This is a genomic window from Enterobacter sp. ECC_219_Taxon_10 (assembly GCF_058354905.1).
The window spans coordinates 3570078-3596203 of sequence record NZ_CM178005.1; the positions used below are offsets into that span (position 1 = coordinate 3570078).

The window sequence follows — 26126 nt, forward strand, 5'->3', positions numbered from 1 at the left end:
GAGAAGTCATGACAGACGCGGTAAAAATTTACCATAACCCTCGCTGCTCCAAGAGCCGCGACACGCTCAGCCTGCTGAAGTCTAACGGCATCGACCCGGAGGTGGTGCTGTATCTGGAGACGCCGCCGGACGCGCAGACAATCCGCGAACTGCTGCACATGCTGGGGATGGGCAGCGCGCGCGAACTGATGCGTCAGAAAGAGGATCTGTATAAATCGCTTAATCTGGATGACAGCCGTCTTACCGAGGCTGAGCAGGTACAGGCGATGGTCGACAATCCAAAGCTGATTGAGCGTCCGATTGTGGTGGCGAACGGCAAGGCGCGCATTGGCCGCCCGCCGGAAGATGTGCTCGACATCCTCTAGTCCTTACGCCGCAGCGCTTCCAGAAACGCCTGCGGCGTACTTTCTCCCAGCTTTTTCTGCGTTTTGCCCCGGTTATAAAACTCGCACAGCGCGATTAATACCTCTCCGGCAGGTTCATCATTCACGCGCGGAATAATATCGCGTAATGGCACTGCCACCTGAAGCGCATTTTGTTTTTGGGGATGCGTTTTTACAGCCACATCTTTTACAGGCTGTGTCGGCTCAAAGCCAAAAGTCTCAATAGATTGTATATCAGCGGGACAGGCCTCCAGCAGCGCCTGCGTCCAGGTAGTAAGCAACCGGGGCGAAAGACCTGCGTAGAGCCGGGCATAGCACCAGCCGCTTACCGGTTCACGCGCCCAGAGCAGATGCTGTTCTCCCCCATCGTCCATATGCAGCGACAAAGGCAGATGATGCAGCATCAGCGTATGCGGCAGGATGCCGGCCTTCAGCGCTTTTTTCCCCTGCAGTGAACTCCCCTTATGTTTCGCGGGTGCCGGTTTGAGATAGCGATTGAGCGTTGCCCTTGAAACGGGGATCCCCAGCACGTCGTTAACCATCTTCAGCAGTTCATCCAGCGGCGCCCCTGAGATATCGCGCAGGGCATTGACCAGCGCAACCTGCTCCTGTCTCAGCGCTTTGTGTATCACTTTTGGCGTGGTGTGATTATCCGAAACCCGATCTCGGTTGCGCCAGCGCCTGACGGTCGTGACCGAGATCCCCAGCTCAACGGCCAGCTCTCTGTCGCTTTTATCTGACTGCTGTAGATAGCGGCGGATACGCGGCGTGGTGGTGGCGTTGGCGTGTAGCTTAATTTCCATCGCAACAACTCCATTAACTAATCATGTGAGATTTATATTACAAAGGCGGTTGCTTTGTGACCGATTTCACCTTTCGCTCGCCGTGCTTCACTGATAATCCACAGACATAACATAAACAACACCCCTCAATCTTGTACGGAGTTCACAATGAACAATGTTCTGGGATTTCTTGAAGCAAAACTGATGCCGCTGGCGGCCAAAACGGCCCAGCAACGTCATCTCGGGGCCATTCGCGGCGCCTACGTGTCATTCATGCCGTTTATCATCGTTGGCTCTATTCTGCTGGTGATCTCGTCGTTCCCGAATCAAGCCTATCAGCAGTTTATGTCTCAGGCCTTTGGTGAGAGCTGGAGCGCCATTATTGAAATCCCGTTCAACGCGGTCTTCTCCACCATGTCGCTGTTTATCAGCTTCCTCGTGGCCTACCGCCTGGCCGAACATTATGGCGAGGACCGCATCTCCTGCGGCATTCTGGCGCTGGTCGCGTTTCTGATCCTGACGCCGTTTATCAAGGTGGCAGTAAACGGCGGTATCACCGTCATTCCGGTGGAGTGGATTGGCAGCAAAGGTCTGTTCGTGGCGATGATCGGTTCCCTGCTGTGGACGGAGCTGTTCTGCTGGCTGAAGCGCAAAAATCTGGTCATAAAAATGCCCGACGGCGTACCGCCTGCGGTGCAGGAGTCGTTCGCGGCGCTGATCCCCGCCCTGCTGGTGATGATTCTGGTGCTGGGTATCCGCATCGTCTTCGAAAACACCCACTACCACACGATTCATCAGTTTATTTATGAAGTCGTTACCACGCCGGTACGCCACTACGGCACCTCATACTTTGGCGCGCTGATGACCGTCTTCAGCATCACCATTCTGTGGTCCGTGGGCATTAACTCCGGCTCGATGATAAACGGCATTATTCGCCCGCTGTGGATGGAGAACCAGACCGACAACATCACTGCCATTCAGGCCGGGGCAACGCCGCCGCACATCATCACCGAGCAGTTTTTTGACATGATCTGGATGGGCGGCGCGGGTGCCACGCTGTCGCTGGTGATAGCGATGCTGATTTTCGCCCGCAGCAAAAACATGCGCGAAGTGGCGCGCCTCGGCGCCGGGGCTTCGGTGTTTAACATCAACGAACCGATTCTGTTTGGCCTGCCGGTGATCATGAACCCGATCATGCTCATCCCGTTCAACCTGGTACCGCTGGTGCTGGTTACCGTGCAGTATGCGGCGATGAAGGTTGGCGCGGTCGCCGTCACCACCGGGGTGTTTATTCCCTGGACGCTGCCGCCGGTGATCAGCGGCTTTATCGTCACAGGACACCTGAGCGGCAGCGTGATGCAGCTGATTAACCTGCTGATTGGCGCCATGCTGTACCTTCCTTTCATGCGTATCGTGGACAAACAGTACCGCGCGGCGGAAATTGCCACCGTTACGCACACCGACACCACCCTTGCAAAACAGGAGTAAAGCATGTGGGGAATTATCGCCACCTGGCGAATGGCGCTTGAAGGCGTGACGGAATCCGCGTCTGCGCTGGCGGCGGGAAAACCGGTCGCGCCGGCGGTGGTTGATGCCGTCGCCGCCGTCGAAGACTTTCCGTTTTATAAATCCGTCGGCTACGGCGGGCTGCCTACCGAAAACGGCGAGGTCGAGCTGGACGCGGCCTACATGGACGGCGACACGCTGGCATTCGGTGCCGTGGGGAATCTGGTGGATATCGCCAACCCGGTGCGCGTGGCGCACGCGCTCAGCCGCCAGCGCTACAACAGCCTGCTGGTCGGCCAGGGCGCACGGGAATGGGCGCTAAGCCAGGGCTTTGCCGACAAAACCATGCTCACCGACCGGGCCATGCAGCACTACCGTAAGCGCTGCCGCGAGACGCTGGATAAAGGCTTGAGCCCGTACGACGGGCACGACACCGTCGGCATTATCGGCCTCGATAAACAGGGCTCGATGAGCGTCGCCACTTCCACCAGCGGCCTGTTTATGAAAAAACGCGGCCGCATTGGGGATTCGCCGATTATCGGCTCTGGGTTCTACTGCGACAGCGAAACCGGCGCGGCCACCGCCACGGGCGTCGGTGAAGATCTGATGAAAGGCTGCACCAGCTACGAAATCGTCCGCCGCATGGCGCAAGGGATGTCTCCCCAGCAGGCGGCAGATTCAGTGGTGTTCGAGCTGGAGGACAAGCTGATGTCGCGCTTCGGCCGCGCGGGCGATCTCTCCGTGGTATGCATGAATAACAGGGGCGAATTTGGTGCCGCCACCAACATCAAAACCTTCTCGTTCGTGGTGGCGACGGCCCGTCAGCCTCTCACCGTTTATCGTACCGAGCGCCTGCGGGAGAAAACGCACTATCACGCGGTAGACGATGAGTGGATGCAGGCCTATGCCGCGCGGATCCGTGCGCCGATTGAGGAGTCATGATGATTGAATATCAGTTTATCACCGCGCTTTCTGACGCGGCTCCGCAATGCCATTTGATTGCCTCCACCTCCTGTACGCACTTGCCCGAAACGGCGCTTGTCGCGGAAATGCGCAATTCTGCCAGCATAGCTGACACCCGCTTTGGCTGCGCGCCGTTTGCCCGCATCACTCTGCTGCCGGACGCGCTCTGGTATGACGCACTTACTGAAAGCCTGCTTGCCGCCCTGCGACCGCTGATTGCCTCTCCCGTCAGCGCAGACATCGTGCTGGACGTAACAAATATCGACGACGTCGTCCTGGCGCAGGTTCTGCGCTTTCTCTTTAATCAGGCGCACAGGCTAAGCGATTTGCAGTTGAAGAAAACCAGTGACGAGGTCCGTCTTCAGCGCATCACCGCGCTCTGTTTACCAGAACAGCAGGACCGACTGGCGGTTATTTTCCGCCAGCAGCAGGCTATCGCCCACGGTATGGTCGCGGCGCGACGCCTGGCGGATATCCCGTCCGACCGCTGCACGCCGCAGTTTGTCGTCGAAGAGGCGCAAAAACTCTGCGCTACCTTCCCCACCCTGCGCTGTGAAGTGTTGGATGAAAAGCAAATCGTTGAGCAGGGGCTGGGGCTGCTTAACGCCGTCGGCAAAGGGGCGACCTGTCCACCGCGTCTGCTGGCGATTCATTACGACGGCGTGTCTGACGGCCCGGTGCGCTGCTACGTGGGTAAAGGCATCACCTTCGATACCGGCGGCCTGTGGCTGAAGGAAGGCGCGGGCATGTACACGATGAAATACGACATGTGCGGCGCGGCCAACGTGCTGGGGCTGATGCTGACCGCCGCAGAGCTGGCGCTGCCCGTGCGCATCATGGGCGTACTGGCGCTGGCGGAAAACGCCATAGGCCCGGACGCCATGCAGCCCGGCACGGTGGCGACCGCCTGCAACGGCACTACCGTTGAAATCAACAACACCGATGCCGAAGGCCGACTGGTGCTGGCCGACACCATCGCCTGGGCCAGCCAGCGCCATCCGCAGGCGCGCTATATCATTGATATGGCAACCTTAACCGGTGCGGTGGTGAAGGCGCTGGGGTATGAGCTGAGCGGGCTAATGACGCAGGATGAAGCGCTGCGCGCCGCGCTGACGCGGGCGGGTAAGCAGAGCGGCGACGAAGTGTGGTCCCTGCCTTTAGATGCGCGGCTGAAAAAGCAGACCGACAGCGCCATCGCCGATCTGTGCAACACCCCGACCAACAACGCGGCGATCAGCGCCTCGGCGGCGTGGCTGCTGCACCATTTCTGCCCGCCGACGATCCCGTGGGCGCATCTGGACATCAGCGGCACGGCGCTGTGGCGCGAGAATGGCAGGAGCGTGGCGTCGGGAAGACCGATTCCACTTTTGGTGGAGCACTTGCTGGGGGATCTTTAGCCCGGTGGCGCGGGCCTACGGGTGCCATATGTAGGCCGGGTAAGGCGTAGCCGCCACCCGGCATAACTACAGCTTGAGAATATCTTTCACAAACGGAATGGTCAGCTTGCGCTGGGCGGTAATCGAGGCGCGATCGAGCTGATCGAGCGTATCAAACAGGGTGCGCATTTCGCGGTCCAGACGCTTGAGCAGGAAACGGCCCACGTCTTCCGGCAGCTCAAAGCCGCGCTGCTTTGCGCGCAGCTGTAACGCCTGAAGCTTATCTTCATCCGACAGCGGCTGGAGCTTGTAGATTTGCCCCCAATCCAGACGAGACGCCAGATCCGGCAGCCCAAGATTGAGCTGTCGCGGCGGTCGATCGCCGGTGATCAGCAGCCGGGTTTTTCCCGACTCCAGAATGCGGTTGTAGAGGTTGAAAATCGCCATTTCCCACGGCTCGTCCCCCGCCACGCATTCGATATTATCGATGCAGACCAGCGAGAGATGTTCCATTCCCTCCAGCACCTCAGGCACGAACCAGGTACGTTTATCCAGCGGCACGTAGCCTACCGCGTCACCGCGCGCCGAAAGCTCCGCGCAGGCGGCATGCAGCAGGTGGCTGCGCCCCGCGCCTTCGCGTGACCAGATATAAATGTATCCGCTGTGATCCTGGCGCAGCACGTTTTGCAGTGCAGCCAGTAAAGAGGGGTTATCACCCGGCCAGAAACTCGCGAAAGTTTCGTCGTCAGGGAGATAAAGTGGCAGAGAGAGCTGTGCCGGTCCGTTCAGAAATACCTCAACCAGAGATCTTACATAAAATCGGCGATGAGTTTAACACGGAACCAGCCGGGAGAGAACCGGGCGGATCGTCCACCCGGTTAAAGGATCAATGTGGCGCTTTTTCGCTTTCGTCAGCGTCCAGCACCACCTCTTCCGGGCGGATCACCGAGATCAGCTTGAAAATCAGGCTCAGGCCCACACCGACGATGGTCGCCAGCGCCATGCCCTTCAGCTCGGCCGCGCCAATATGCACCTTCGCACCGCTCACGCCGATGATCAGGATGACGGAGGTCAGGATCAGGTTTTGCGCTTTGCTGTAATCCACTTTGGATTCAATCAGCACGCGAATACCGGACGCGCCGATCACCCCGTACAGCAGCAGGGAAACGCCGCCCATCACCGGAACCGGGATAATTTGGATCGCTGCCGCCAGCTTGCCCACGCAGGAGAGCAGAATGGCGATGATCGCCGCGCCGCCGATAACCCAGGTGCTGTAGACGCGGGTAATCGCCATCACGCCGATGTTTTCGCCGTAGGTGGTGTTTGGCGTGGAACCGAAGAATCCGGAGATGATAGTCGAGAAACCGTTGGCAAACATGGAGCGGTGCAGCCCCGGGTCGCGGATCAGGTCGCGCTTAATGATGTTCGCCGTCACCACCAGGTGGCCAACGTGCTCGGCAATCACCACCAGCGCGGCAGGCAGAATGGTGAAAATAGCAAACCATTCAAAGCGCGGGGTGTAGATGGTTGGCAGCGCGAACCAGGGTGCCTGAGCAATCGGGGTGGTATCCACCACGCCCATGACGAAGGAGAGCGCATAGCCCGCCAGCACGCCGATCAGGATCGGGATAATCGCCATAAAGCCGCGGAACAGCACGGAGCCAAACACCGTCACGCCCAGGGTTACCAGCGAGATAATGATGGTTTTGGAATCCGGCGACTGGCCGTCCGCAGGCAGCAGGCCGGCCATGTTCGCCGCCACGCCCGCCAGTTCCAGACCGATGACCGCAACGATAGCGCCCATCGCCGCAGGCGGGAACATCACGTCCAGCCAGCCGGTACCCGCTTTCTTCACGATGAAGGAAACGATGCAGAACAGCACGCCGCACATGATAAAGCCGCCCAGCGCGACCTCATAACCCAGCGGCAGCAACAATAATACCGGCGAGATAAAAGCAAAGCTCGACCCGAGATACGCCGGGATTTTGCCTTTACAGATAAAGAGGTACAGCAGCGTACCGACGCCGTTGAACAGCAGTACGGTAGCCGGGTTAATGTGAAACAGGATTGGCACCAGCACGGTTGCGCCAAACATGGCGAACAGGTGCTGCAAACTAAGCGGGATAGTCTGTAAAAGCGGCGGTCTTTCACTCACCCCGATAGCACGGCGCGTCATAGTGTTTTCCTCTGTGTAGTATCGTTGTTGGTGTTTTATTCAAAAAAAAGCCGACTATCAAAGTCGGCTTATTTATCGTTATTCGATTATTTCGTACCAAAGATCTTATCGCCGGCATCGCCGAGCCCCGGGATGATGTACCCGTGCTCGTTCAGCCCCTGGTCGATAGAGGCGGTATACAGCTCAACGTCCGGGTGCGCTTTTTCCAGCGCCGCGATCCCTTCCGGTGCAGCCACCAGAACCAGCACCTTAATGCTGCTGCAGCCCGCTTTTTTCAGCAGGTCGATGGTGGCGATCATTGAACCGCCGGTCGCCAGCATTGGGTCAACCACCAGCGCCATACGCTCGTCGATGTTAGAGACCAGCTTCTGGAAATAAGGTACCGGCTCCAGCGTCTCTTCGTTACGGTAGATACCGACCACGCTGATGCGCGCGCTTGGGACGTGCTCCAGTACGCCTTCCATCATACCAAGACCGGCACGCAGGATAGGCACGACGGTAATTTTCTTACCTTTGATCTGCTCAACCTGCACCGGGCCGTTCCAGCCTTCGATGGTCACTTTTTCTGTTTCCAGATCAGAGGTCGCTTCGTAGGTCAGCAGGCTGCCCACTTCAGAAGCCAGTTCGCGAAAACGCTTCGTGCTGATGTCATGCTCACGCATCAGGCCCAACTTGTGTTTAACGAGTGGGTGTTTCACTTCCACAATCTTCATTCTCTTTCTCCTCTGAGGTGGCATCCGCAAAAAAATCGCGGGATTATACCGCTTTTTTCGGATTGCGCCATACCCATGTTGCTTGACAGGGATCAAGCAAAGACAAAAAACCGGAGACAGGTCTCCGGCTTAAGTGCGAGGTTCTGCCCGGTGGCGCTACGCTTACGCGGGCCTACGTGTATTGTAGGTCGGGTAAGCGTTAGCGCCACCCGACAATTACAGGTTATCGCCGTTGCTCGCGATCACCTGCTTATACCAGTCGAACGATTTCTTCTTACTGCGGTTCAGCGTGCCGTTACCTTCATTATCTTTATCCACAAAGATAAAGCCGTAGCGTTTTTTCATTTCGCCCGTACCGGCAGACACCAGGTCAATACAGCCCCACGGGGTGTAGCCCATCAGATCCACGCCGTCCTCTACCACCGCTTTTTTCATCTCGCGGATGTGGGCGGCCAGGTAATCAATGCGGTACTGGTCGTTCACCGTGCCGTCGCTCTCCTGCACGTCGATTGCACCAAAGCCGTTCTCAACGATAAACAGCGGGAGCTGGTAGTGATCCCAGAACCAGTTCAGGGAGTAGCGCAATCCCACCGGGTCAATCTGCCAGCCCCAGTCGGATTTCTGCACGTAAGGGTTGGAGACCAGGCTCTTGCTCTCGTCGTAGTCCAACTGCGGGTTATCCGCCGTTGCCTTGGTGGCGAAGGACATATAGTAGCTGAAGCCAATGTAATCAACGCAGCCCTGCGTCAGCGCCGCTTTGTCCTCTTGGGTGATATCCAGCGCGAAGCCGCGACGTTCAAAGTAGTTGAGCAGATGCTGAGGATACTTGCCGCGCACGTGCACGTCGGTGAACCAGTAGCGGCGGTGCATGGCGTTCATCGCCATCATCATGTCGTCCGGCGCGCAGGTCAGCGGATAGATGGGACACATGGCAATCATGCAGCCGATCTGCAGCGACGGGTTAATCTCGCGCCCCGCCTTCACCGCCAGGGCGCTGGCCACCAGCTCGTAGTGCGCGGCCTGGAACATCACCGGCTCGCGGTCTTCACCCGGCGCATATTTCAGCCCGGAGTTGGTGAACGGCGCAAAGTCTTCGTGGAAGTTGGCCTGGTTGTTGATCTCGTTAAAGGTCATCCAGTACTTCACTTTATGCTGGTAGCGCTCGAAAACGACCTTCGCAAAGCGGACAAAGAAGTCAATCAGCTTACGGTTGCGCCAGCCGCCGTATTCTGTGACCAGGTGGAAAGGCATCTCAAAGTGGGAAAGCGTAATAACCGGTTCAATGCCGTACTTCAGGCATTCGTCGAACAGATCGTCATAGAATTTCAGGCCCTCCTCGTTCGGCTCAAGCTCGTCGCCTTTCGGGAAGATGCGCGTCCAGGCGATGGAGGTACGGAAGCATTTGAACCCCATCTCGGCAAAGACTTTGATGTCTTCTTTATAGCGGTGGTAGAAATCGATGGCCTCATGGTTAGGGTAGTTTTTCCCCTCCAGAACGCCGTTGGTGATTTCACGCGGCACGCCGTGCGCGCCCGCGGTCATCACGTCGGCCACGCTTACGCCCTTGCCGCCCTCTTTCCAGCCGCCCTCAAGCTGGTGTGCCGCCACGGCCCCACCCCACAGAAAATCTGCTTTAAATCCTGACATTCGCTTTCCCTCATTCTGCGTTATTTTCTGCAAAAACAATTACAGAAACCGGTTTCATTTCGATGATGTGCAAAGGGGATATCCGTTGCAAGCAGTTCTCCGAAACCGGTTTCATTTTCGTGAACGGAGTCAAGTTTGGCTGCATTTACAGGCTATGCAGAAAAAAAGATCCTCACGTCCAGAATAGGCTCGCAAACGTTTGCCTGGACTGTTAGAATTGCGCCGATTTTTCTTACTAGCTATGCAATCGCGTGGGGATTTAAGCCGTGACCAACAAAACTTCTCTCAGCTACAAAGATGCCGGTGTTGATATTGACGCAGGTAATGCGCTGGTTGACCGAATCAAAGGTGTGGTGAAGAAAACCCGCCGCCCGGAAGTGATGGGTGGTCTGGGTGGATTCGGCGCACTGTGCGCGCTGCCGCAAAAATATCGTGAACCTGTTCTGGTCTCGGGTACTGACGGTGTAGGCACCAAGCTGCGCCTGGCGATGGATTTAAAACGTCACGACACGATCGGTATCGATCTGGTCGCGATGTGTGTGAACGACCTGGTGGTTCAGGGCGCAGAGCCGCTGTTCTTCCTCGATTACTACGCGACCGGCAAACTGGATGTGGATACCGCAGCCAGCGTCATTAACGGTATCGCCGAAGGCTGTCTGCAGTCCGGCTGTGCGCTGGTAGGCGGTGAAACCGCTGAAATGCCGGGCATGTACCACGGCGAAGATTATGACGTCGCGGGCTTCTGCGTCGGCGTAGTAGAAAAATCAGAAATTATCGACGGCAGCAAAGTGGCCGATGGCGATGTGCTGATCGCGCTGGCCTCCAGCGGCCCGCACTCTAACGGTTACTCTCTGGTACGTAAAATCCTCGAAGTGAGCGGCTGCGACCCGCTGACCACCGAGCTGGACGGCAAACCGCTGGCTGACCACCTGCTGGCCCCAACCCGCATCTACGTGAAGAACGTGCTCGAGCTTATCGAGAACGTTGACGTGCACGCTATCGCTCACCTGACCGGCGGCGGCTTCTGGGAAAACATCCCGCGCGTCCTGCCGGACAACACCCAGGCGGTGATCGACGAATCCTCATGGCAGTGGCCGGCCGTCTTTAACTGGCTGCAGACCGCAGGCAACGTGAGCTCTCACGAAATGTACCGCACCTTTAACTGCGGTGTGGGCATGGTTATCGCCCTGCCGGCAAGCGAAGCGGATAAAGCGGTTAAGCTGCTGACAGAGAAAGGTGAAAACGCGTGGAAAATCGGTACGATTAAAGCCTCCGATTCCGAACAGCGTGTGGTCATTGAATGAAAAACATCGTGGTGCTCATTTCCGGCAACGGAAGCAATTTGCAGGCAATCATAGACGCCTGCAAACAGAAGAAAATCAATGGCACCATTCGGGCAGTTTTCAGCAACAAGGCCGACGCGTTCGGCCTTGAGCGCGCGCGGGAAGCGAACATTCCTGCGCACGCGCTGGAAGCCAGCCAGTTCGCCGGGCGTGAAGCCTTTGACCGCGAGCTGGTGCATGAGATTGATGCCTACGCGCCAGACGTGGTCGTGCTGGCGGGCTATATGCGTATTCTGAGCCCGGCCTTCGTCGAACACTTCGCCGGTCGTCTGCTGAATATTCACCCTTCCCTGCTGCCAAAATATCCCGGCCTGCACACCCATCGTCAGGTGCTGGAAAACGGCGACGAGGAGCACGGCACTTCTGTCCATTTCGTCACCGACGAGCTGGACGGCGGCCCGGTTATCCTGCAGGCGAAAGTCCCGGTCTTTGACGGCGACAGCGAAGAAGACGTGACCGAGCGCGTGCAGGCCCAGGAACATGCCATTTACCCGCTGGTGGTGAGCTGGTTTGTCGACGGGCGTCTGGAGATGCGCGACGGCGCGGCATGGCTGGACGGCGTGAAGTTACCCCCGCAGGGCTATGCGGCGGAAGAGTAGTCTGTTATGTCGGGTGGCGCTGCTGCGCTTACCCGACCTGTACATTGCATTACCCGATATTCCCTCCCCCAACCCGCTAAAATCCCCAACAAAAAAAATAACTGTCATACTTTTCTGGCACTGTTGGACATATCGTGGAAATGCTCGCCATAATAAGGACGAGACGGATTTACCACGTCCTGTGATTGAACTGGAGTGTGAGCTGTAATGGGTCAGGAAAAGTTATATATCGAGAAAGAGCTAAGCTGGTTAGCATTTAACGAACGTGTACTCCAGGAAGCGGCAGACAAAAGTAACCCGCTGATCGAACGCATGCGTTTTTTAGGCATTTATTCCAACAACCTGGATGAGTTCTACAAGGTTCGCTTTGCCGAGCTGAAAAGACGGATCATCATCAGCGAAGAACAGGGCTTAAACTCGCACTCGCGGCATCTGCTGGGCAAAATCCAGTCCCGCGTGTTGAAAGCCGATCAGGAATTTGACGGCCTGTATAACGAACTGCTGCTGGAGATGGCGCGCAATCAAATCTTCCTGATTAACGAACGTCAGCTTTCCGTTAACCAACAAAGCTGGCTGCGTCACTACTTTAAACACTACCTGCGCCAGCACATTACCCCGATTCTCATCAACCGCGAAACCGACCTGGTACAGTTCCTCAAGGATGACTACACCTACCTGGCGGTGGAAATTATTCGCGGTGAATCCATCCGTTACGCCCTGCTGGAGATCCCGTCCGATAAGGTTCCGCGCTTTGTGAACCTGCCGCCGGAGACCCCGCGCAGACGCAAGCCGATGATCCTGCTGGATAACATCCTGCGCTACTGTCTGGACGACATCTTCAAAGGCTTCTTCGATTACGATGCCTTAAACGCCTACTCGATGAAGATGACCCGTGACGCCGAATATGACCTGGTGCACGAGATGGAAGCCAGCCTGATGGAGCTAATGTCCTCCAGCCTGAAACAGCGCCTGACGGCCGAGCCGGTGCGCTTTGTCTATCAGCGCGATATGCCGGACGCCATGGTGGAGATGCTGCGCGAGAAACTGACCATTTCGCGCTATGACTCCATCGTGCCGGGTGGCCGTTACCACAACTTTAAAGACTTTATTGGCTTCCCGAACGTCGGCAAAGCCAATCTGGTGAACAAGCCGCTGCCGCGACTGCGCCATCTGTGGTTCGATAAGTTCCGCAACGGGTTCGACGCCATTCGCGAGCGCGACGTGCTGCTCTACTATCCGTATCACACGTTTGAGCACGTGCTGGAGCTGCTGCGTCAGGCCTCCTTCGACCCGAGCGTGCTGGCGATCAAAATCAACATCTACCGCGTGGCAAAAGATTCCCGCATCATCGACGCGATGATCCACGCGGCGCACAACGGCAAAAAAGTGACCGTGGTGGTTGAGCTGCAGGCGCGCTTCGACGAAGAGGCAAACATTCACTGGGCGCGCCGTCTGACGGAAGCGGGCGTGCACGTGATCTTCTCCGCGCCGGGGCTGAAAATTCACGCCAAGCTGTTCCTGATTTCGCGCAAAGAGGGCGACGACGTGGTGCGTTATGCCCACATCGGCACCGGGAACTTTAACGAAAAAACCGCACGGATTTATACCGACTACTCGCTCTTAACCGCAGATGCCCGCATCACTAACGAGGTGCGCCGGGTCTTTAACTTTATCGAAAACCCGTACCGCCCGGTAAGCTTCGATTATCTGCTGGTCTCCCCGCAGAACTCGCGCCGCCTGCTGTACGATATGATCGATAAAGAGATCGCTAATGCCCAGAAAGGCTTGTCGTCCGGCATCACGCTGAAGCTTAACAACCTGGTCGACAAAGGACTGGTGGACAGGCTGTATGCAGCGTCCAGCTCCGGCGTGCCGGTTAACCTGCTGATCCGCGGCATGTGCTCGCTTATCCCCGAACTGGAAGGCATTAGCGACAATATTCGCGTTATCAGCATTGTTGACCGCTACCTGGAGCACGATCGGGTCTATATTTTCGATAATGCGGGCGATAAACAGGTCTATCTCTCTTCGGCAGACTGGATGACGCGCAATATTGACTATCGAATTGAAGTCGCAACCCCGCTGCTGGATCCGCGTCTGAAACAGCGTATCCTCGACATTATCGAGATCCTGTTCAGCGATACGGTAAAAGCGCGCTATATCGACAAAGAACTCAGTAACCGCTACGTACCGCGCGGCAATCGCCGTAAAGTGCGGTCACAGCTGGCGATTTACGACTATATCAAATCACTCGAGCAACCCGATTAACCTATGCCGATAAATGATAAGACCCCACGCCCGCAGGAATTCGCCGCGGTCGATCTTGGCTCTAACAGTTTTCACATGGTCATCGCCCGTGAGGTGGATGGCGCGCTGCAGATCATCGGTCGTCTGAAGCAGCGCGTACACCTGGCGGATGGGCTTGATGAGCGCAGCATGCTCAGCGAAGAGGCGATGGAGCGCGGCCTGAACTGCCTGTCGCTGTTTGCTGAACGCCTGCAGGGCTTCTCGCCCTCCAGCGTGTGCATCGTGGGCACCCACACTCTGCGCCAGGCGCTGAACGCGCCGGAGTTCCTCAAGCGGGCCGAAAAAGTGATCCCCTACCCGATTGAGATCATCTCCGGTAATGAGGAAGCGCGTCTGATTTTCATGGGCGTTGAACACACCCAGCCGGAAAAAGGCCGCAAGCTGGTGATCGACATCGGCGGTGGCTCAACGGAGCTGGTGATCGGCGAAGATTTTGAGCCTCGCCTGGTTGAGAGCCGCCGTATGGGCTGCGTCAGCTTCGCGCAGATGTACTTCCCGGGCGGCACCATCACCCGCGAGAACTTCCAGCGGGCGAAAATGGCTGCGATCCAGAAGCTGGAAAACCTGGCCTGGCAGTACCGCATTCAGGGCTGGAACGTGGCGCTGGGCGCGTCGGGCACCATCAAGGCGGCGCATGAGGTGCTGCTGGCGATGGGTGAAAAAGACGGCTTTATCACGCCTGAACGCCTGACCCTGCTGACTGAAGAGGTGCTGAAGCATAAAAGTTTTGACGCCTTAAGCCTGCCGGGGCTTTCCGACGAGCGTAAGGCAGTCTTCGTGCCGGGTCTGGCTATTCTCTGCGGCGTATTCGACGCGCTGGCGATTAAAGAGCTGCGCCTCTCCGACGGCGCGCTGCGTGAGGGGGTGCTGTATGAGATGGAAGGCCGCTTCCGTCATCAGGATATTCGCAGCCGCACCGCCCAGAGCCTGGCCAACCAGTACAACATCGACCGCGAGCAGGCGAAGCGCGTGCTGGAAACCACGGTGCAGATGTACGAACAGTGGCAGGAGCAGAATCCCAAGCTCGCGCACCCGCAGCTTGCCGCTCTGCTGAAATGGGCCGCGATGCTGCACGAAGTGGGGCTGAACATCAACCACAGCGGGATGCACCGCCACTCGGCCTATATTCTGCAAAACAGCGATCTGCCCGGCTTCAACCAGGAGCAGCAAACCATGATGGCAACCCTGGTGCGCTATCACCGCAAAGCCATCAAGCTCGACGATCTGCCGCGCTTCACGCTGTTTAAGAAAAAGCAGTTCCTGCCGTTAATTCAGCTTCTGCGTCTGGGCGTGCTGCTGAATAATCAGCGGCAGGCGACCACCACGCCGCCGACGCTGAAGCTGAAAACCGACGATCACCACTGGACGCTGAGCTTCCCGCACGACTGGTTTAGCCAGAACGCCCTGGTCCTGCTGGACCTGGAAAAAGAGCAGCAGTACTGGGAAGCGGTCACCGGCTGGATGCTCAAAATCGAGGAAGAGAGCGCCGACGTCGCCGCGTAACGGCTCAGGCGTCCGCGGTGGACGCCTCTGCTTCCAGCAGTGACTCAAGCGGTGCCGGTCTGCCAATCAGATAGCCCTGCACATAATCGATACCTAGCGCGTGAACCGCGCTACGTATCTCTTCGGTCTCGACATATTCCGCCACCACCAGCATCTTCTTCATGCGCGCCAGATGGCAGATAGACGCCACAATCTGGTAATCCAGACTGTTGTTGACGATATTGCGGATGAAGTCGCCGTCTATTTTGAGAATGTCCGCATCCACGCTTTTCAGCCGCGCGTAGCTCGCATACCCGGTGCCGAAATCATCAATCGCAATGCGCACCCCCATTTTCTGCAGCTGCCGGAGAATGTGGAGCCCCTGCTCCGCGTTGCAGAAGGTGCTGCACTCCGTGACTTCAAAGATCAGCTGCCACGGCTCAATGGCATATTTCACCAGCAGGCGGCTCACCTCAAGCGGGAACTGCACCCGACACACCGTTGAAGGGGCCAGATTAATGGCAAAGCGCTGGCCGGGCAGCCGTTCGCGATGCGCGGCAAGGAAGCGCAGCGTATGCTCCAGCACCCACAAATCCACCCGCGAAGAGAGGCCAAACTCCTGGGCTATCGGCAGAAATTGTTCAGGGGAGATCAACAGTCCGTTTGCGTCTGTCATCCGCAGCAGGACCTCGTGATAGCTATCACCACGCAGGCCGCGCACGGGCTGAACGAGCAGCGTGAATGCGTTGTTATCCAGCGCACGCTGCAGGCGACTCATCACCGCGACTTTATCCTTCAGGCTGCGCTGCATATGCACGGCTCCGCGCTGCTGAAGATTTTCCGGGTGGTTAGAGGAGAGCGACAGATCGGCAACCACGCCCAGCTCACCCAGCACCAGATAGAGGTGGTTAACTGGCGAACGCACATAGCAATAGCTCACGCCCACCTGCGGCTGCAGCGGCATGCCGTCCCAGACAAAGCGAAACTGCTTGATGTGCTCGTCCAGGGTTTCAATCCGCTGCTGGTGCGATTCGGCGTTAAGGCGAACCGCCATGTCACAGCCCGTCAGGTGATAGACCTGCTCATTGGGCTGGAGCGTGCCATTAATCCATTGCGCCAGCTGCTGTTTGTACTGAATACGCAGTAACACGCCATAGTTACGGCCCAGGATTTCCAGCTCCGGAACGCGGAGTAAACAGAGCGCCGACCACGGGTTTTTCGCCAGAGCGCGCGAGAGCGCCCGCAGGTTAGGCATATGCAGGACCGGGTCGAGCAGCGCCAGCCTGCGGGCGCGTTTGTTCACCGCTCGCTGCCGGGTCGCCAGCATCGACATGTAAATCACCACAAACGAGAAGACCAGATAGCTGGAAGAGGTGATCGCCAGCTGAATGTCGTACCCCTGGTTCACAGGGATATAGCGGTAAAAATAGCGAATAGAGACCAGCAGGATCGGGATCCAGATAATCGAAATCAGCTTATAGCCAAAACGCATCGCGCCCCAGAGCATCACCGGCATCAGCAGCGACAGGGTGTAGTTAGTGGTGAAAATCGAACTGTTTTCATTCATCGGGAGCAGCAGCAGCGAAAGCAGCCCGCCAAGCGCAATGGCCCAAATCAGAAACTCAGCGAGCGTCACCTTTTTGTCTATCTGGGTACGGATCTGCGAGATGAGGCTTTTGAGATAGCGCGGATGACGAATCAGGCGGATCAGCAGATAACTTAACGGCACGCCCGTCAGGCCGCTGACCAGCAAGGCCTGATAGTTGATCAGCGTGCGAATATTGAGGGGGTTAAGCCCCGCCAGGCTCTGGCGGCTCTCATATACGCCCAGATACACCGCAAACTGGAACAGCACCAGAAACAGCGTCGCGGGACAGAAGGCCTGCCAGAAGATGCGCTGCGCCATCAGCCGTACGTCGCCGTACGCCGTCATATTGCGTCTGGGCGCAAACACCCGGTAGCCGCCCCAGCTCAGCACTAAAGGGACAATAAAATGGAGCACGCCGGCGACGGTTTCAAACATCCCGACCGACGGGTAATAGCGGATAAACAGCGACAACACGATCCCGGGAAGAGCTCCAGGACCAAAAAACATCATCAGCGAAAGCAAAAACGAGAGCGGTAAATAATAAAGTGCCACTATCCCGTCACCCAGCTGCGTGAACGTATTCGCCACGCTCAGTACGGGAAGTAAAACCACCGGTAAAATAAGCGGCAATGCCCACCAGCGGTGTTTATTGTTTTTCAGGAAAGCGAAAATGTTCATAGATGCCCGGTTAAACCCCTTTTTCTCCAGAGGGAAAATAAAGACAGGCATCCAACCTGACCTGGCGCCGCCCGGCTACATGCAGGGCGAACGGTATGGAGGAGGGATTTTAAATATCAGGGCCGGGAATCCGTTGACATAAATCAAACTATTTTACGCAAATAAGCCTTGCATAGCGTTTTTTTGAAATAATTTTCTTCATATTATCAATATGGTAAATGCAATTATTAATTTCAATAACAATAATTAATGTATACGTTGACGGTTATTTACACATGACGGAATTGACCCTCTCTTTCCGCTGTGCCTTAATATCCCCGTCGCCCAAAAGGGCATGCCCAGGAAAAAAGAGAGTGAGTCAGGCCACGCGTATGCGCAAACGACACCGTTTTAACACCCGAATGACCCGCATCATACTGCTCATCAGCTTTCTGTTTTTCTTTGGCCGCTTCGTTTACTCTTCCATCGGCGCCTGGTATCACCATCAGGACAAAACCCAGTCACAGCAGTCCAGCCTGAACGTCGACGCCGCTGACCGCTAGCCCGCCGCAGTGTCTTGCACCAGCCGAATAATCCCGGCAATCCCTTTGCTGAGGATCTTATCCTGCCGCATCACGATGGCCAGCTGCCGCTGCAGCATGGGCGTGAGCGACATGACGCAGAGCCCTTCACGGTCAGCGTCATGCTCAACCGCCATTCGCGGAACGATACTGTAGCCCAGCCCCACGCGAACCATACGCTTAATCGCCTCAATGCTGCCAAGCTGCATCACCGGCGCGATCGCTAACCCATTGGCCGCAAACCAGCCATCAATCAGCGCCCGCGTACTGCTGCCTGACTCAAAGACAATCAGCGGCTGAGCATGGAGCGCCTGTGGGGTTAATTCCCGGAAAGCATCCTGCTGCTCCTGCGCCGCGATAAAAACAAACTCCTCGTCCATCACCGGCATAACGTCCAGCGCTCTGCCGCTCACCGGCAGCGTCACCAGCCCCATATCAAGACGGTTCTCTTCGATGGCCCTGACGATATCGAGGGTGTTGCCCGTTGTTACGCCCACCCGCAGGAGCGGATAGTCGCGGCGCAGCTGTTCCAGCAGGGGTGGCAGAAGATGGATGCAGGCCGTCGCCCCCGTGCCAAGGGTAATGGTCCCGCTGACATCGTGGCTGAACGCGCTCACGGACAGGAGGGTTTCGTCCACGACCTGCTGAATGCGCTCCCCGTGCGCCAGCAATGCCTCTCCGGCCGCCGTGGCCTTAATGCCCCGTCCGGTACGTTCCACCAGCCGCGTTTGCAGAAACTGCTCCAGCTGGCGTATTTGCAGGCTGACCGCGGGCTGGGAAATGCCCAGCAGATCCGCCGCCGCCGAAAAGCTGCCGCGCTGGATCGCCAGGCGGAACGTCGCGAGATAGCCGAGGTTAAGCGTCGTCATTCAAAGTTTCTCTTATACAGCGCATAAGGTTGCAGGCCTGCCAGCACAATACCGCGCTCGCTATGCTCAGGACAACTGCATAACGGAATGAAAAACAATGGAAACACCTGCCCTGCCTCGTCGCCTTGCCCTCACTGCCGGATGTCATCAACTCCTCAACTGGGGGATCTCATTTTATATGCCCGGCACCTTTGCGCGGGCGATTTCAGCCGATCGGGGTTGGTCAGCACCGCAGATTTACCTCGGCCTGACGCTGGCGATGCTGGTGATGGCGGCGGTCTCCCCTTACGTCGCCCGTCTGCTGGCACGTTTTGGCGGACAGAGGGTGGTGATGGGCGGAACGCTGCTGATTGCTGCAAGCTGCGCCGGTATGGCGTATACCCGGACGCTGTCTGGCTGGTACTGCGCCTGGCTACTGTGCGGCCTCGGGATGCGCCTGTCGCTGTATGACGCACTGTTCGCCGCGCTGGTTAACCTGTACGGCCAGCAGGCACGCGGGACCATCTCACGTATTACGCTGATGGGCGGGCTGGCGTCCGCCGTCTTCTGGCCGCTGGGAGAGGCTTTACTCAATGTGATGGCATGGCAGGACGCGCTGAAGGTCTACGCCCTGTCCGGATTACTGAGCGCCCTGCTTCTTCGCCACTTCCCGCGTCAGCGCTTTGCGGTGAAGCCAAAAGCGAGCGCGCCGGTCTCGCCCCAAGACAGGCGTAACGGCTGGCTGTATGCGACCTTTATTGCGCTCATTACCTTTGTCTCAAGCGGGACCTCTACCCACCTCCCCGAGTTTATCGCCAGTTTCGGCCTGCCGGTCGCGGTCGGCATGCTGTGGGGGATCGGCCAGACGGGCGCGCGCTTTATGGAGGTACTGGCGGGAGCACGCTTAACCCCTTTAAAACTTACGCTTTTTACTGCCATTGCCATGCCGCTTTGTTTTCTCATCGGGCTGAGCAGCACCCTGTTTGTCTGGTGTGCCGCCGGATTTGTGCTGGGCTATGGCGCAATTAACGGGCTGGTAACCATTATCAAAGCGACCCTGCCGCTGGAGCTGTTCAGCGCGGAACGTTACGCCAGCCGTACAGGAATGCTTCTCATCCCGGGGCAGCTGATGGCCGCAGCTTCTCCGTTTGCCTTTGCATGGCTGAATAAAACGCTGGGTATTACGGGCACATTGTGGTTTTCGATGAGCCTGACGTTAATTATCGCGGGCCTGGCCGTAAGTATGTTGAGATCGCAACAGCAACAGGGCCTCCCAGCCCTGAGCGACTAGAGCACAAAGCCACCGTCAATTGTCAGGCTCGCCCCCGTCATATATCCGGACTCCTCGCCAGCAAGCCATGCGGCAAGCGATGCGATCTCGTCCGGCTGCCCGATGCGCTGCAAAGGGATATGCGCCACGATCTGCTCCGCCATTCCGGCCGTCATATCCGTGGCGATGGGGCCGGGCTGGATATTGTTAATAGTGATCCGCTTAGGTGCCAGATCCAGCGCCAGGTTCTGCACCATCGCAGCCACCGCGGCTTTACTCATTGCGTAAACGCTGCTTCCCGCATGCCCGGTCCGCACTGCGGTGTTGCTGCCAATGGTGATCACTCTTCCGCCTTCCGCCATCCCTTTTACCGCCGCCTGAATGGAGAGGAAAACGCCGCGCACGTTCACCGACAGCGTGGCATCCAGATCTTCCAGCGAGTATTCCTCAAGCATCCCCAGCCGCAGTACGCCTGCGTTCACTACGGCGACATCCAGCCTGCCGTAATGTCTAACTGTGGTATCAACCGCAGCCTGTATAGCGGCAGCATCCGCGCTATCCGCGTTAATTGCCAGCGCCTGCCCGCCCGCATCAGCAATGGATGAGACAAGCGCATTAGCCCGATCCGGGCCTGATACCCACGTCACGGCAACGCGATACCCTTCCTTCGCCAGCCGCGCCGCAATAGCCGCGCCAATACCACGCGCCCCGCCGAAAACCAAAGCGACTTTTTGACTATTCATCATGTTTTCTCCGGTTAGTTTCCGCACCCGATGGATGCGCCTGGAGACACCATGCCAGCAAACGTCCTGCTGTGCCCGGGCAGAATGTATCGCACTGTATCTCTCCCACCAGGCTTACGCGTCGATACAAAAATCCCGCATAAGCAAACAGACGCGATACATAAAAATGGTCTGCTGTCTCTCGTGACATTACCCACGAGGAGATACCGAAATGATTCGCAAGCATCTGTTACTTCCTGTGCTCGCCCTGACGTCTTCCGTCTGCGCTGCCCCCCTGAGCGGCCTCAGCGCCGCCGACGTTAACGGCCCTGCCGCCGTTGCGCCGCTGGAACACCCGCAGCCGCCCGCCAGGCTGATCGTCGATCCCCCGCTCGCTGGCCCGCTGAGCAAAGGCGCGGTGTTTATTCAGTACCGGGCCGAAAACCTGCGCATCGAACCGGTGTTCGGCCCCGAGGCGCTCAAGGTGACCCCGCGTATCGGACACATTCACGTGGTGGTGGACGGCGCGCCGTGGCACTGGGCTGACGCCAGCGGCGAGCCGGTGATCCTGGTGGGACTGCCCGCCGGCAAGCACAAGGTAACGATTATCCTGGCCGACCCGACGCACAAGCCGCTCGATCACAAAACCATTGAATTCATCGTTCCGCCCCACGCGGCGGTCCACCATTTTTAAGGAGTCTGAAGATGAAAGCACTGTCTGTAGTGACGGCGGGCCTGCTGGCCCTTTCCGCCAGCGCCTTTGCACAGAGTAAAACCAGCGTTGTGCTGGTGCACGGCGCGTTTGCCGACGGCAGCAGCTGGAATAAGGTGATCGCCCTGCTGCAGAAGCAGCACGATGAGGTGATTGCCGTCCAGCTCCCGCTCACCTCTCTCAGGGACGACGTTGCGGCCACAAAACGGGCCATCTCCCGGGCGCAAGGCGACGTGGTGCTGGTGGGCCACTCCTGGGGCGGCACTGTGATTAGCGAGGCGGGCAACGATGCGCGGGTGAAATCGCTGGTGTATGTGGCGGCGTTCGCGCCGGATTCAGGCCAGTCGACGGCAGATTTGGCAGGAAGCTACCCTGCACCGCCGGGCAGCGCGGGCATCACCAAAACGGCAGACGGTTATTTATACCTGCCGACAGGAGCCGTCAGGAAGGACTTCGCGCCGGATGTGAAGCCAGAAGAACAAAACGCTATCGCGGCCACGCAGGGGCCAATTAAGGCCGATGCGTTTGGTGAAAAGGTCACCCACGCGGCGTGGCATGATAAACCAAGCTGGTTTGTGGTCAGCAAGAATGACCGAATGATCAACCCGGAGCTTGAGCGCGCCATGGCGAAGACGATCCATGCGAAAACGGCCGAGGTGGCGGCGAGCCACGTGTCGATGGTAAGCCAACCGGAGGCCATCGCCCGGACGATTGAGCAGGCGAGGCGGATGCACTGAGGACAATTCGCCCGGCGGCGCTACGCTTGCACGGGCCTACGATTTCGTAGGTCGGGTAAGTGCAGCGCCACCCGACAAAAAAGGCCGTCTCAGCCCCCACCATCCGCGGGATAATCACGATTAATCCACGCGTGGTCCTTTTCCCACGTAAACATCCATTTGCGCACCGGGCCGGCCATCACGTTAAGGTAGTAACTGTCATACCCGGCCATCGTCGCCACCGGGTGATATCCCTTCGGCACCATCACCACGTCGCGATTGTAGACCGCCATACACTCATCCAGCGTTCTGTCGTCGGTGTAGACCCGCTGCATGCAGAACCCCTGCTCCGGATTGAGGCGATGGTAGTAGGTCTCCTCCAGATACGTCTCCTGAGGCGAGTTATCCGTATCGTGCTTGTGGCTCGGGTACGAGCTGGTGCAGCCCTCGTTAGTCCATACCTCCACCACCAGCAGGCTGTCAGCCGGTTTGTCTTCTGGCAGAATGTTGTGCACGTAGCGCTGGTTGTGGCCCTTGCCGCGCGCCTCGGCGTCGATGTCCTGCGGGGCTATCAGCCGCGTCGGATACGTGCCCTTGCCCGGCGCGGCGCAGACCGCCAGCTCAAGCTTCGTCAGCGCCTTCACCTGCACCGTTTCCTGCGGAGTGACGTACACCGCCCACGGTTTGATGCGCTCGAAGGGGCTCATCCGCTCGCCGATATCGTTAAACTGCGCGGAAGGAGTGGTGATAGAGGCGCGCCCGGCGACCAGCACCAGACAGCGCTCTTCGCTGACGGCGGGCAGCGTCAGCGTCTGCCCCTCATGCAGCTCATACGCCTCAAACCCGACGTAGCCCCACCCCGCGCTTTCCGGCGTAACGGACTGGGTTCGCCCCTCCGTGTTCGGCTGTTGCCAGCGTGATAACAGACGTGACATGTCCCCTCCTCAAATCAGTCCGGCGTCGCGCGCCAGGCGGCTCAGGTTGTTGTACCCCAGACGGGCGTAGGTCAGCGGATGGGCAATCGCCGGATCCTGCTCCGCCTCGACTACCAGCCAGCCGTGATAATCCTGCGCCTTCAGCAGCCGCATAATCGGCGGGTAATCGACGCAGCCGTCGCCCGGCACGGTAAACACGCCGCTCAGCACCGCATCGAGGAAGCTGGTTTTGCGGTTTTTGACGTCCGCCAGCACGTCGGCGCGCACGTCTTTGCAGTGAACGTGGTTGATGCGCGACGCCCAGCGCTGCGCTACCGCCAGCGGATCGGCCCCGGCAAAGGTCAGGTGGCCGGTATCCAGCAGCAGTCCAACCTCGTCGCCGGTGTGGGCCATCAGGTTGTCCACGTCCTCGGCGGACTCAATCACCGTGCCCATATGGTGATGGTAGGCAATCTGCACCCCCTGCTGCTGGGTGTAGCAGGCAAATTCGGTGAGCTTCTCGCCGTACTCCTTCCAGCGCTCATGCGGGAAGCGCGGGCGCAGATACACCGGGGTCTGCTGCTCGCCGTGAATGCAGCCGCTGACCTCTGCAAAGACCAGCACCTTCGCTCCCAGCTCGCGCAGCAGCGTCAGGTGGGACTGCACGGCGGCGATCTCCTCCTCCACGCTGCGCTCCAGCAGGCGGCCGGAGTACCAGCCGGAGACCAGCTGCAGGTCGTGGCGTTGCAGGATGGGGCCGAGCAGGCGCGCTTCGCGCGGGAATTTATTGCCCAGCTCGAAGCCGGCAAAACCGGCCTCTTTACCTTCGCTCAGGCAGGTCTCCAGCGACGTCTCCGCGCCGAGGGAAGGCAGATCGTCGTTCGTCCACGTCAGCGGGTTAATGCCTAATTGCACACTCATTGTCGTCTCCATTATGCGTGTCCGCGCTCGCGCCACCAGGCGATAAGCTGCAGGTAGTTGTCCCGAATGCGCGCCACCAGCTGCGCATCGTCAATATCGTGCTTCAGCCACGCGCGGGAGGCATCGCCAAACAGCGTGCGCCCCACGGCGAAGCCTTTTACCAGCGGCTGCCCCGCTGCGGCTTTGAAGCCGGCGCGCAGCTGTTCTGCCGGGGCGTCCAGGCCGAGGATCACCACCCCGCGGCAGTGCGGGTCCCGGCGGTCGATAATCTCGCTCAGCGCCGTCCAGCCGTCGGCGGAAAGCGGCGGCAACTTCCACCAGTCCGGGTAGATGCCCAGGTTGTAGAAGCGGGAGATGGCGCGTAGGTAGAGCTCGTCGCTGCGCGGCATGGTCGCAGGCAGGATCACCTCCAGCAGCAGCTCGTGCCCGGACCGGCAGCAGGCGTGGTACACCTCGGCAATTTTCTGCTCCTGTTCCAGGCGCAGGCCGTGGGCATCTTCCGGATGGAAGAAGACCAGACACTTCACCACGTGCTCCTGCGGCCAGCTGATAAGCTGGGTGCCGATGTTGCCGTGCTCCATCTCCAGCGGCCGGGAGCCCGGCAGCTCGATGGGGCGACCAATCCACCACCCTTCCCCGGTGATCGCGTTCAGCGCGTCCTGACCAAAGGTGCCGTCGCACAGCAGACCGGCTTTGCCCTCCAGCCCGGCGCGGCTCGCCGCCTCGCGGCTGGCCTGAAGGATCAGCTGCTTCAGCGCCGGAATGCGCTTAAGCGACGCGCCGCACTGCATCGCCATATCCTCAAGCTGGCTGCGGTGATCGAAGGCCATCACGCACAGCTCCGGCCATTCGCGGCGGCGGGTGGTCACCCGGTGCAGATGGTTAAGACGCGGGTCGAGATCCGGGCGCGGCACGTTCGCGGCGCGGGAAAGATAGTCATCCAGCTCGATTTTGCTCGGCATCGCCGGGGCGCAGCCGTGGCGCGAGACCACCAGCGCGCCGCAGGCGTTGGCGTAGCGGCACGCCTGCTCCCAGCCCTCGTCGTTCAGGTAGCCGCGCAGCAGGCCGGACATAAACGCGTCCCCCGCGCCGAGGACGTTCAACACCTCCACGCGCACGCCGGTGACCGTCAGGCCGTCGTCCAGCCGGGGCGGAATGGCGTCGGTGTAGACCGAGCAGCCGAGCGCGCCGCGTTTGCAGACCAGCGCTGCGTCACTGACGGCGCGCACCTGCCCCAGCGCCTGCAGGGTATCCGTGCTGCCGCCCGCAATGTGAAACTCCTCTTCGGTGCCGACAATGACGTCGAAGAGGTGCAGCACCTCCTGCAGCTCGCGGGTGACCTTATCGGCGGCGATAAAGCGCGTTTCGCCGTCGCCTAAGGAGGTGAGCCCCCACAGCACCGGACGGTAGTCGATGTCCAGCACCGTGCGCACGCCGTGACGGCGGGCATAGCCCAGCGCCGTCAGCACCGCCTCGCGAGTCTGCGGATGAGAAAGGTGAGTCCCGGTGATGGCAAGACAACGTGCGGAGGCAATGTAGCTTTCGTCCACATCGCTGGCGGTAATCGCCATGTCCGCGCAGTTATCGCGATAAAAAATCAGTGGAAAGGTGTCCCGGTCTTTAATGCCGAGTAGCACCAGCGCCGTGAGGCGTTGTTTATCGGTAATCAGATGGCTGGTATCGCAGCCCACCTGGTTGAGCTCTTCGCGTAGGAAGCGGCCCATATGTTCATCGCCGACGCGCGCCAGCATCGACGAGCGTAAACCCTGACGCGCGGTGCCGTACGCCACGTTACCCGATGACCCGCCGAGATATTTGGCGAAGCTCGACGCGTCCTCCAGACGGGCACCAATCTGCTGGCTGTAGAGGTCTACCGCCACGCGGCCCATGCATATCACATCAAACTGCTTTTCCACGTTG

The 26126-nt window shown here is 58.6% G+C and carries 23 protein-coding genes; 12 read left to right on the forward strand and 11 right to left on the reverse strand.

Annotated elements, in window-relative coordinates:
• Positions 1–8 precede the first annotated feature (8 nt).
• On the forward strand, positions 9–365 hold the full coding sequence (gene arsC / locus AC4ICF_RS16940) for an arsenate reductase (glutaredoxin) (protein WP_316380643.1): 357 nt from the start codon (positions 9–11) through the stop codon (positions 363–365).
• Here arsC and AC4ICF_RS16945 read toward each other — a convergent pair.
• The gene (locus tag AC4ICF_RS16945; protein WP_302220460.1) at positions 362–1186 is read right to left on the reverse strand and encodes an XRE family transcriptional regulator; all 825 of its coding nucleotides are present in this window, start codon (positions 1184–1186) and stop codon (positions 362–364) included. The genes arsC and AC4ICF_RS16945 overlap by 4 nt on opposite strands.
• Positions 1187–1333: 147 nt before the next feature.
• On the opposite strand from AC4ICF_RS16945, the gene celB reads away from it, so the two are divergent.
• The 3 genes from celB to AC4ICF_RS16960 are packed head-to-tail and all read left to right on the forward strand — an operon-like array spanning position 1334 to position 5031.
• Positions 1334–2653: a PTS cellobiose transporter subunit IIC gene (celB, locus tag AC4ICF_RS16950; protein WP_316380644.1), complete on the forward strand. Its 1320-nt coding sequence runs from the start codon at positions 1334–1336 to the stop codon at positions 2651–2653.
• 3 nt (positions 2654–2656) lie between these two features.
• Positions 2657–3613 carry a glycosylasparaginase gene (locus AC4ICF_RS16955; RefSeq protein WP_116343183.1) on the forward strand — a complete coding sequence of 319 codons (957 nt, stop codon included), beginning with the start codon at positions 2657–2659 and terminating at the stop codon, positions 3611–3613.
• Complete coding sequence (locus AC4ICF_RS16960) at positions 3613–5031, forward strand: leucyl aminopeptidase family protein (protein ID WP_316380680.1); 1419 nt, start codon at positions 3613–3615, stop codon at positions 5029–5031. The genes AC4ICF_RS16955 and AC4ICF_RS16960 overlap by 1 nt, the downstream gene beginning before the upstream one ends.
• Before the next feature lie 66 nt (positions 5032–5097).
• Here AC4ICF_RS16960 and AC4ICF_RS16965 read toward each other — a convergent pair whose 3' ends face one another.
• The 4 genes from AC4ICF_RS16965 to AC4ICF_RS16980 all read right to left on the reverse strand — a co-directional run bounded on the left by AC4ICF_RS16965 (position 5098) and on the right by AC4ICF_RS16980 (position 9546).
• Positions 5098–5799, reverse strand: a complete 702-nt coding sequence (locus AC4ICF_RS16965) for a DnaA inactivator Hda (protein WP_211438414.1) — start codon at positions 5797–5799, stop codon at positions 5098–5100.
• A gap of 97 nt (positions 5800–5896) precedes the next feature.
• Positions 5897–7186, reverse strand: a complete 1290-nt coding sequence (gene uraA, locus AC4ICF_RS16970) for a uracil permease (protein ID WP_316380645.1) — start codon at positions 7184–7186, stop codon at positions 5897–5899.
• Positions 7187–7272: 86 nt separating this feature from the next.
• Complete coding sequence (gene upp / locus AC4ICF_RS16975) at positions 7273–7899, reverse strand: uracil phosphoribosyltransferase (RefSeq protein WP_008501641.1); 627 nt, start codon at positions 7897–7899, stop codon at positions 7273–7275.
• Positions 7900–8115: 216 nt separating this feature from the next.
• Positions 8116–9546 (reverse strand): 6-phospho-beta-glucosidase, encoded by a 1431-nt coding sequence (locus AC4ICF_RS16980; protein ID WP_316380646.1) that lies wholly within the window; start codon positions 9544–9546, stop codon positions 8116–8118.
• A 266-nt stretch (positions 9547–9812) separates the two neighbouring features.
• Here AC4ICF_RS16980 and purM point away from each other — a divergent pair, with 266 nt between their 5' ends.
• The 4 genes from purM (at position 9813) to ppx (ending at position 15298) form a co-directional block, all read left to right on the forward strand.
• Positions 9813–10850: a phosphoribosylformylglycinamidine cyclo-ligase gene (gene purM, locus AC4ICF_RS16985; protein WP_008501643.1), complete on the forward strand. Its 1038-nt coding sequence runs from the start codon at positions 9813–9815 to the stop codon at positions 10848–10850.
• Entirely contained in the window at positions 10847–11488 is a 642-nt protein-coding gene (purN, locus tag AC4ICF_RS16990) for a phosphoribosylglycinamide formyltransferase (protein WP_116343191.1), read from the forward strand. Before purM ends, purN begins: the two co-directional genes overlap by 4 nt.
• A 207-nt stretch (positions 11489–11695) precedes the next feature.
• Complete coding sequence (gene ppk1, locus AC4ICF_RS16995) at positions 11696–13756, forward strand: polyphosphate kinase 1 (RefSeq protein ID WP_163330562.1); 2061 nt, start codon at positions 11696–11698, stop codon at positions 13754–13756.
• A 3-nt stretch (positions 13757–13759) separates the two neighbouring features.
• Positions 13760–15298, forward strand: coding sequence for an exopolyphosphatase (gene ppx / locus AC4ICF_RS17000; RefSeq protein ID WP_116343195.1), 1539 nt, complete (start codon positions 13760–13762; stop codon positions 15296–15298).
• A gap of 4 nt (positions 15299–15302) precedes the next feature.
• Here ppx and AC4ICF_RS17005 read toward each other — a convergent pair whose 3' ends face one another.
• Complete coding sequence (locus tag AC4ICF_RS17005) at positions 15303–17543, reverse strand: EAL domain-containing protein (protein WP_316380647.1); 2241 nt, start codon at positions 17541–17543, stop codon at positions 15303–15305.
• 371 nt (positions 17544–17914) lie between these two features.
• Between AC4ICF_RS17005 and AC4ICF_RS17010 the strand changes: the two genes are divergently transcribed.
• Positions 17915–18085, forward strand: coding sequence for a YfgG family protein (locus AC4ICF_RS17010; RefSeq protein WP_162874990.1), 171 nt, complete (start codon positions 17915–17917; stop codon positions 18083–18085).
• Here the strand turns inward: AC4ICF_RS17010 and AC4ICF_RS17015 are convergent.
• A complete protein-coding gene (locus AC4ICF_RS17015; protein WP_316380648.1) occupies positions 18082–18972 on the reverse strand; it encodes a LysR family transcriptional regulator in 891 nt (296 codons plus the stop codon). The genes AC4ICF_RS17010 and AC4ICF_RS17015 overlap by 4 nt on opposite strands.
• Positions 18973–19069: 97 nt before the next feature.
• On the opposite strand from AC4ICF_RS17015, the gene AC4ICF_RS17020 reads away from it, so the two are divergent.
• Positions 19070–20242, forward strand: coding sequence for an MFS transporter (locus tag AC4ICF_RS17020; RefSeq protein ID WP_316380649.1), 1173 nt, complete (start codon positions 19070–19072; stop codon positions 20240–20242).
• Here the strand turns inward: AC4ICF_RS17020 and AC4ICF_RS17025 are convergent.
• The gene (locus AC4ICF_RS17025) at positions 20239–20964 is read right to left on the reverse strand and encodes an SDR family oxidoreductase (RefSeq protein ID WP_316380681.1); all 726 of its coding nucleotides are present in this window, start codon (positions 20962–20964) and stop codon (positions 20239–20241) included. The two genes, AC4ICF_RS17020 and AC4ICF_RS17025, sit on opposite strands and share 4 nt — an antisense overlap.
• A 211-nt stretch (positions 20965–21175) precedes the next feature.
• On the opposite strand from AC4ICF_RS17025, the gene AC4ICF_RS17030 reads away from it, so the two are divergent.
• Both AC4ICF_RS17030 and AC4ICF_RS17035 read left to right on the forward strand, forming a co-directional pair.
• On the forward strand, positions 21176–21637 hold the full coding sequence (locus AC4ICF_RS17030) for a DUF6130 family protein (protein WP_316380650.1): 462 nt from the start codon (positions 21176–21178) through the stop codon (positions 21635–21637).
• Between the two features lie 11 nt (positions 21638–21648).
• Positions 21649–22392, forward strand: coding sequence for an alpha/beta fold hydrolase (locus AC4ICF_RS17035; RefSeq protein ID WP_316380651.1), 744 nt, complete (start codon positions 21649–21651; stop codon positions 22390–22392).
• A gap of 89 nt (positions 22393–22481) precedes the next feature.
• Here the strand turns inward: AC4ICF_RS17035 and iolB are convergent, their stop codons facing one another.
• From iolB to AC4ICF_RS17050, 3 genes are read right to left on the reverse strand one after another with little or no spacing between them, the layout of a single operon-like run.
• A complete protein-coding gene (gene iolB, locus AC4ICF_RS17040) occupies positions 22482–23306 on the reverse strand; it encodes a 5-deoxy-glucuronate isomerase (protein ID WP_316380652.1) in 825 nt (274 codons plus the stop codon).
• A gap of 9 nt (positions 23307–23315) precedes the next feature.
• Positions 23316–24206, reverse strand: a complete 891-nt coding sequence (gene iolE / locus AC4ICF_RS17045) for a myo-inosose-2 dehydratase (RefSeq protein ID WP_316380653.1) — start codon at positions 24204–24206, stop codon at positions 23316–23318.
• A gap of 11 nt (positions 24207–24217) precedes the next feature.
• Positions 24218–26122, reverse strand: coding sequence for a bifunctional 5-dehydro-2-deoxygluconokinase/5-dehydro-2-deoxyphosphogluconate aldolase (locus AC4ICF_RS17050; RefSeq protein ID WP_316380654.1), 1905 nt, complete (start codon positions 26120–26122; stop codon positions 24218–24220).
• Between the last annotated feature and the right edge of the window lie 4 nt (positions 26123–26126).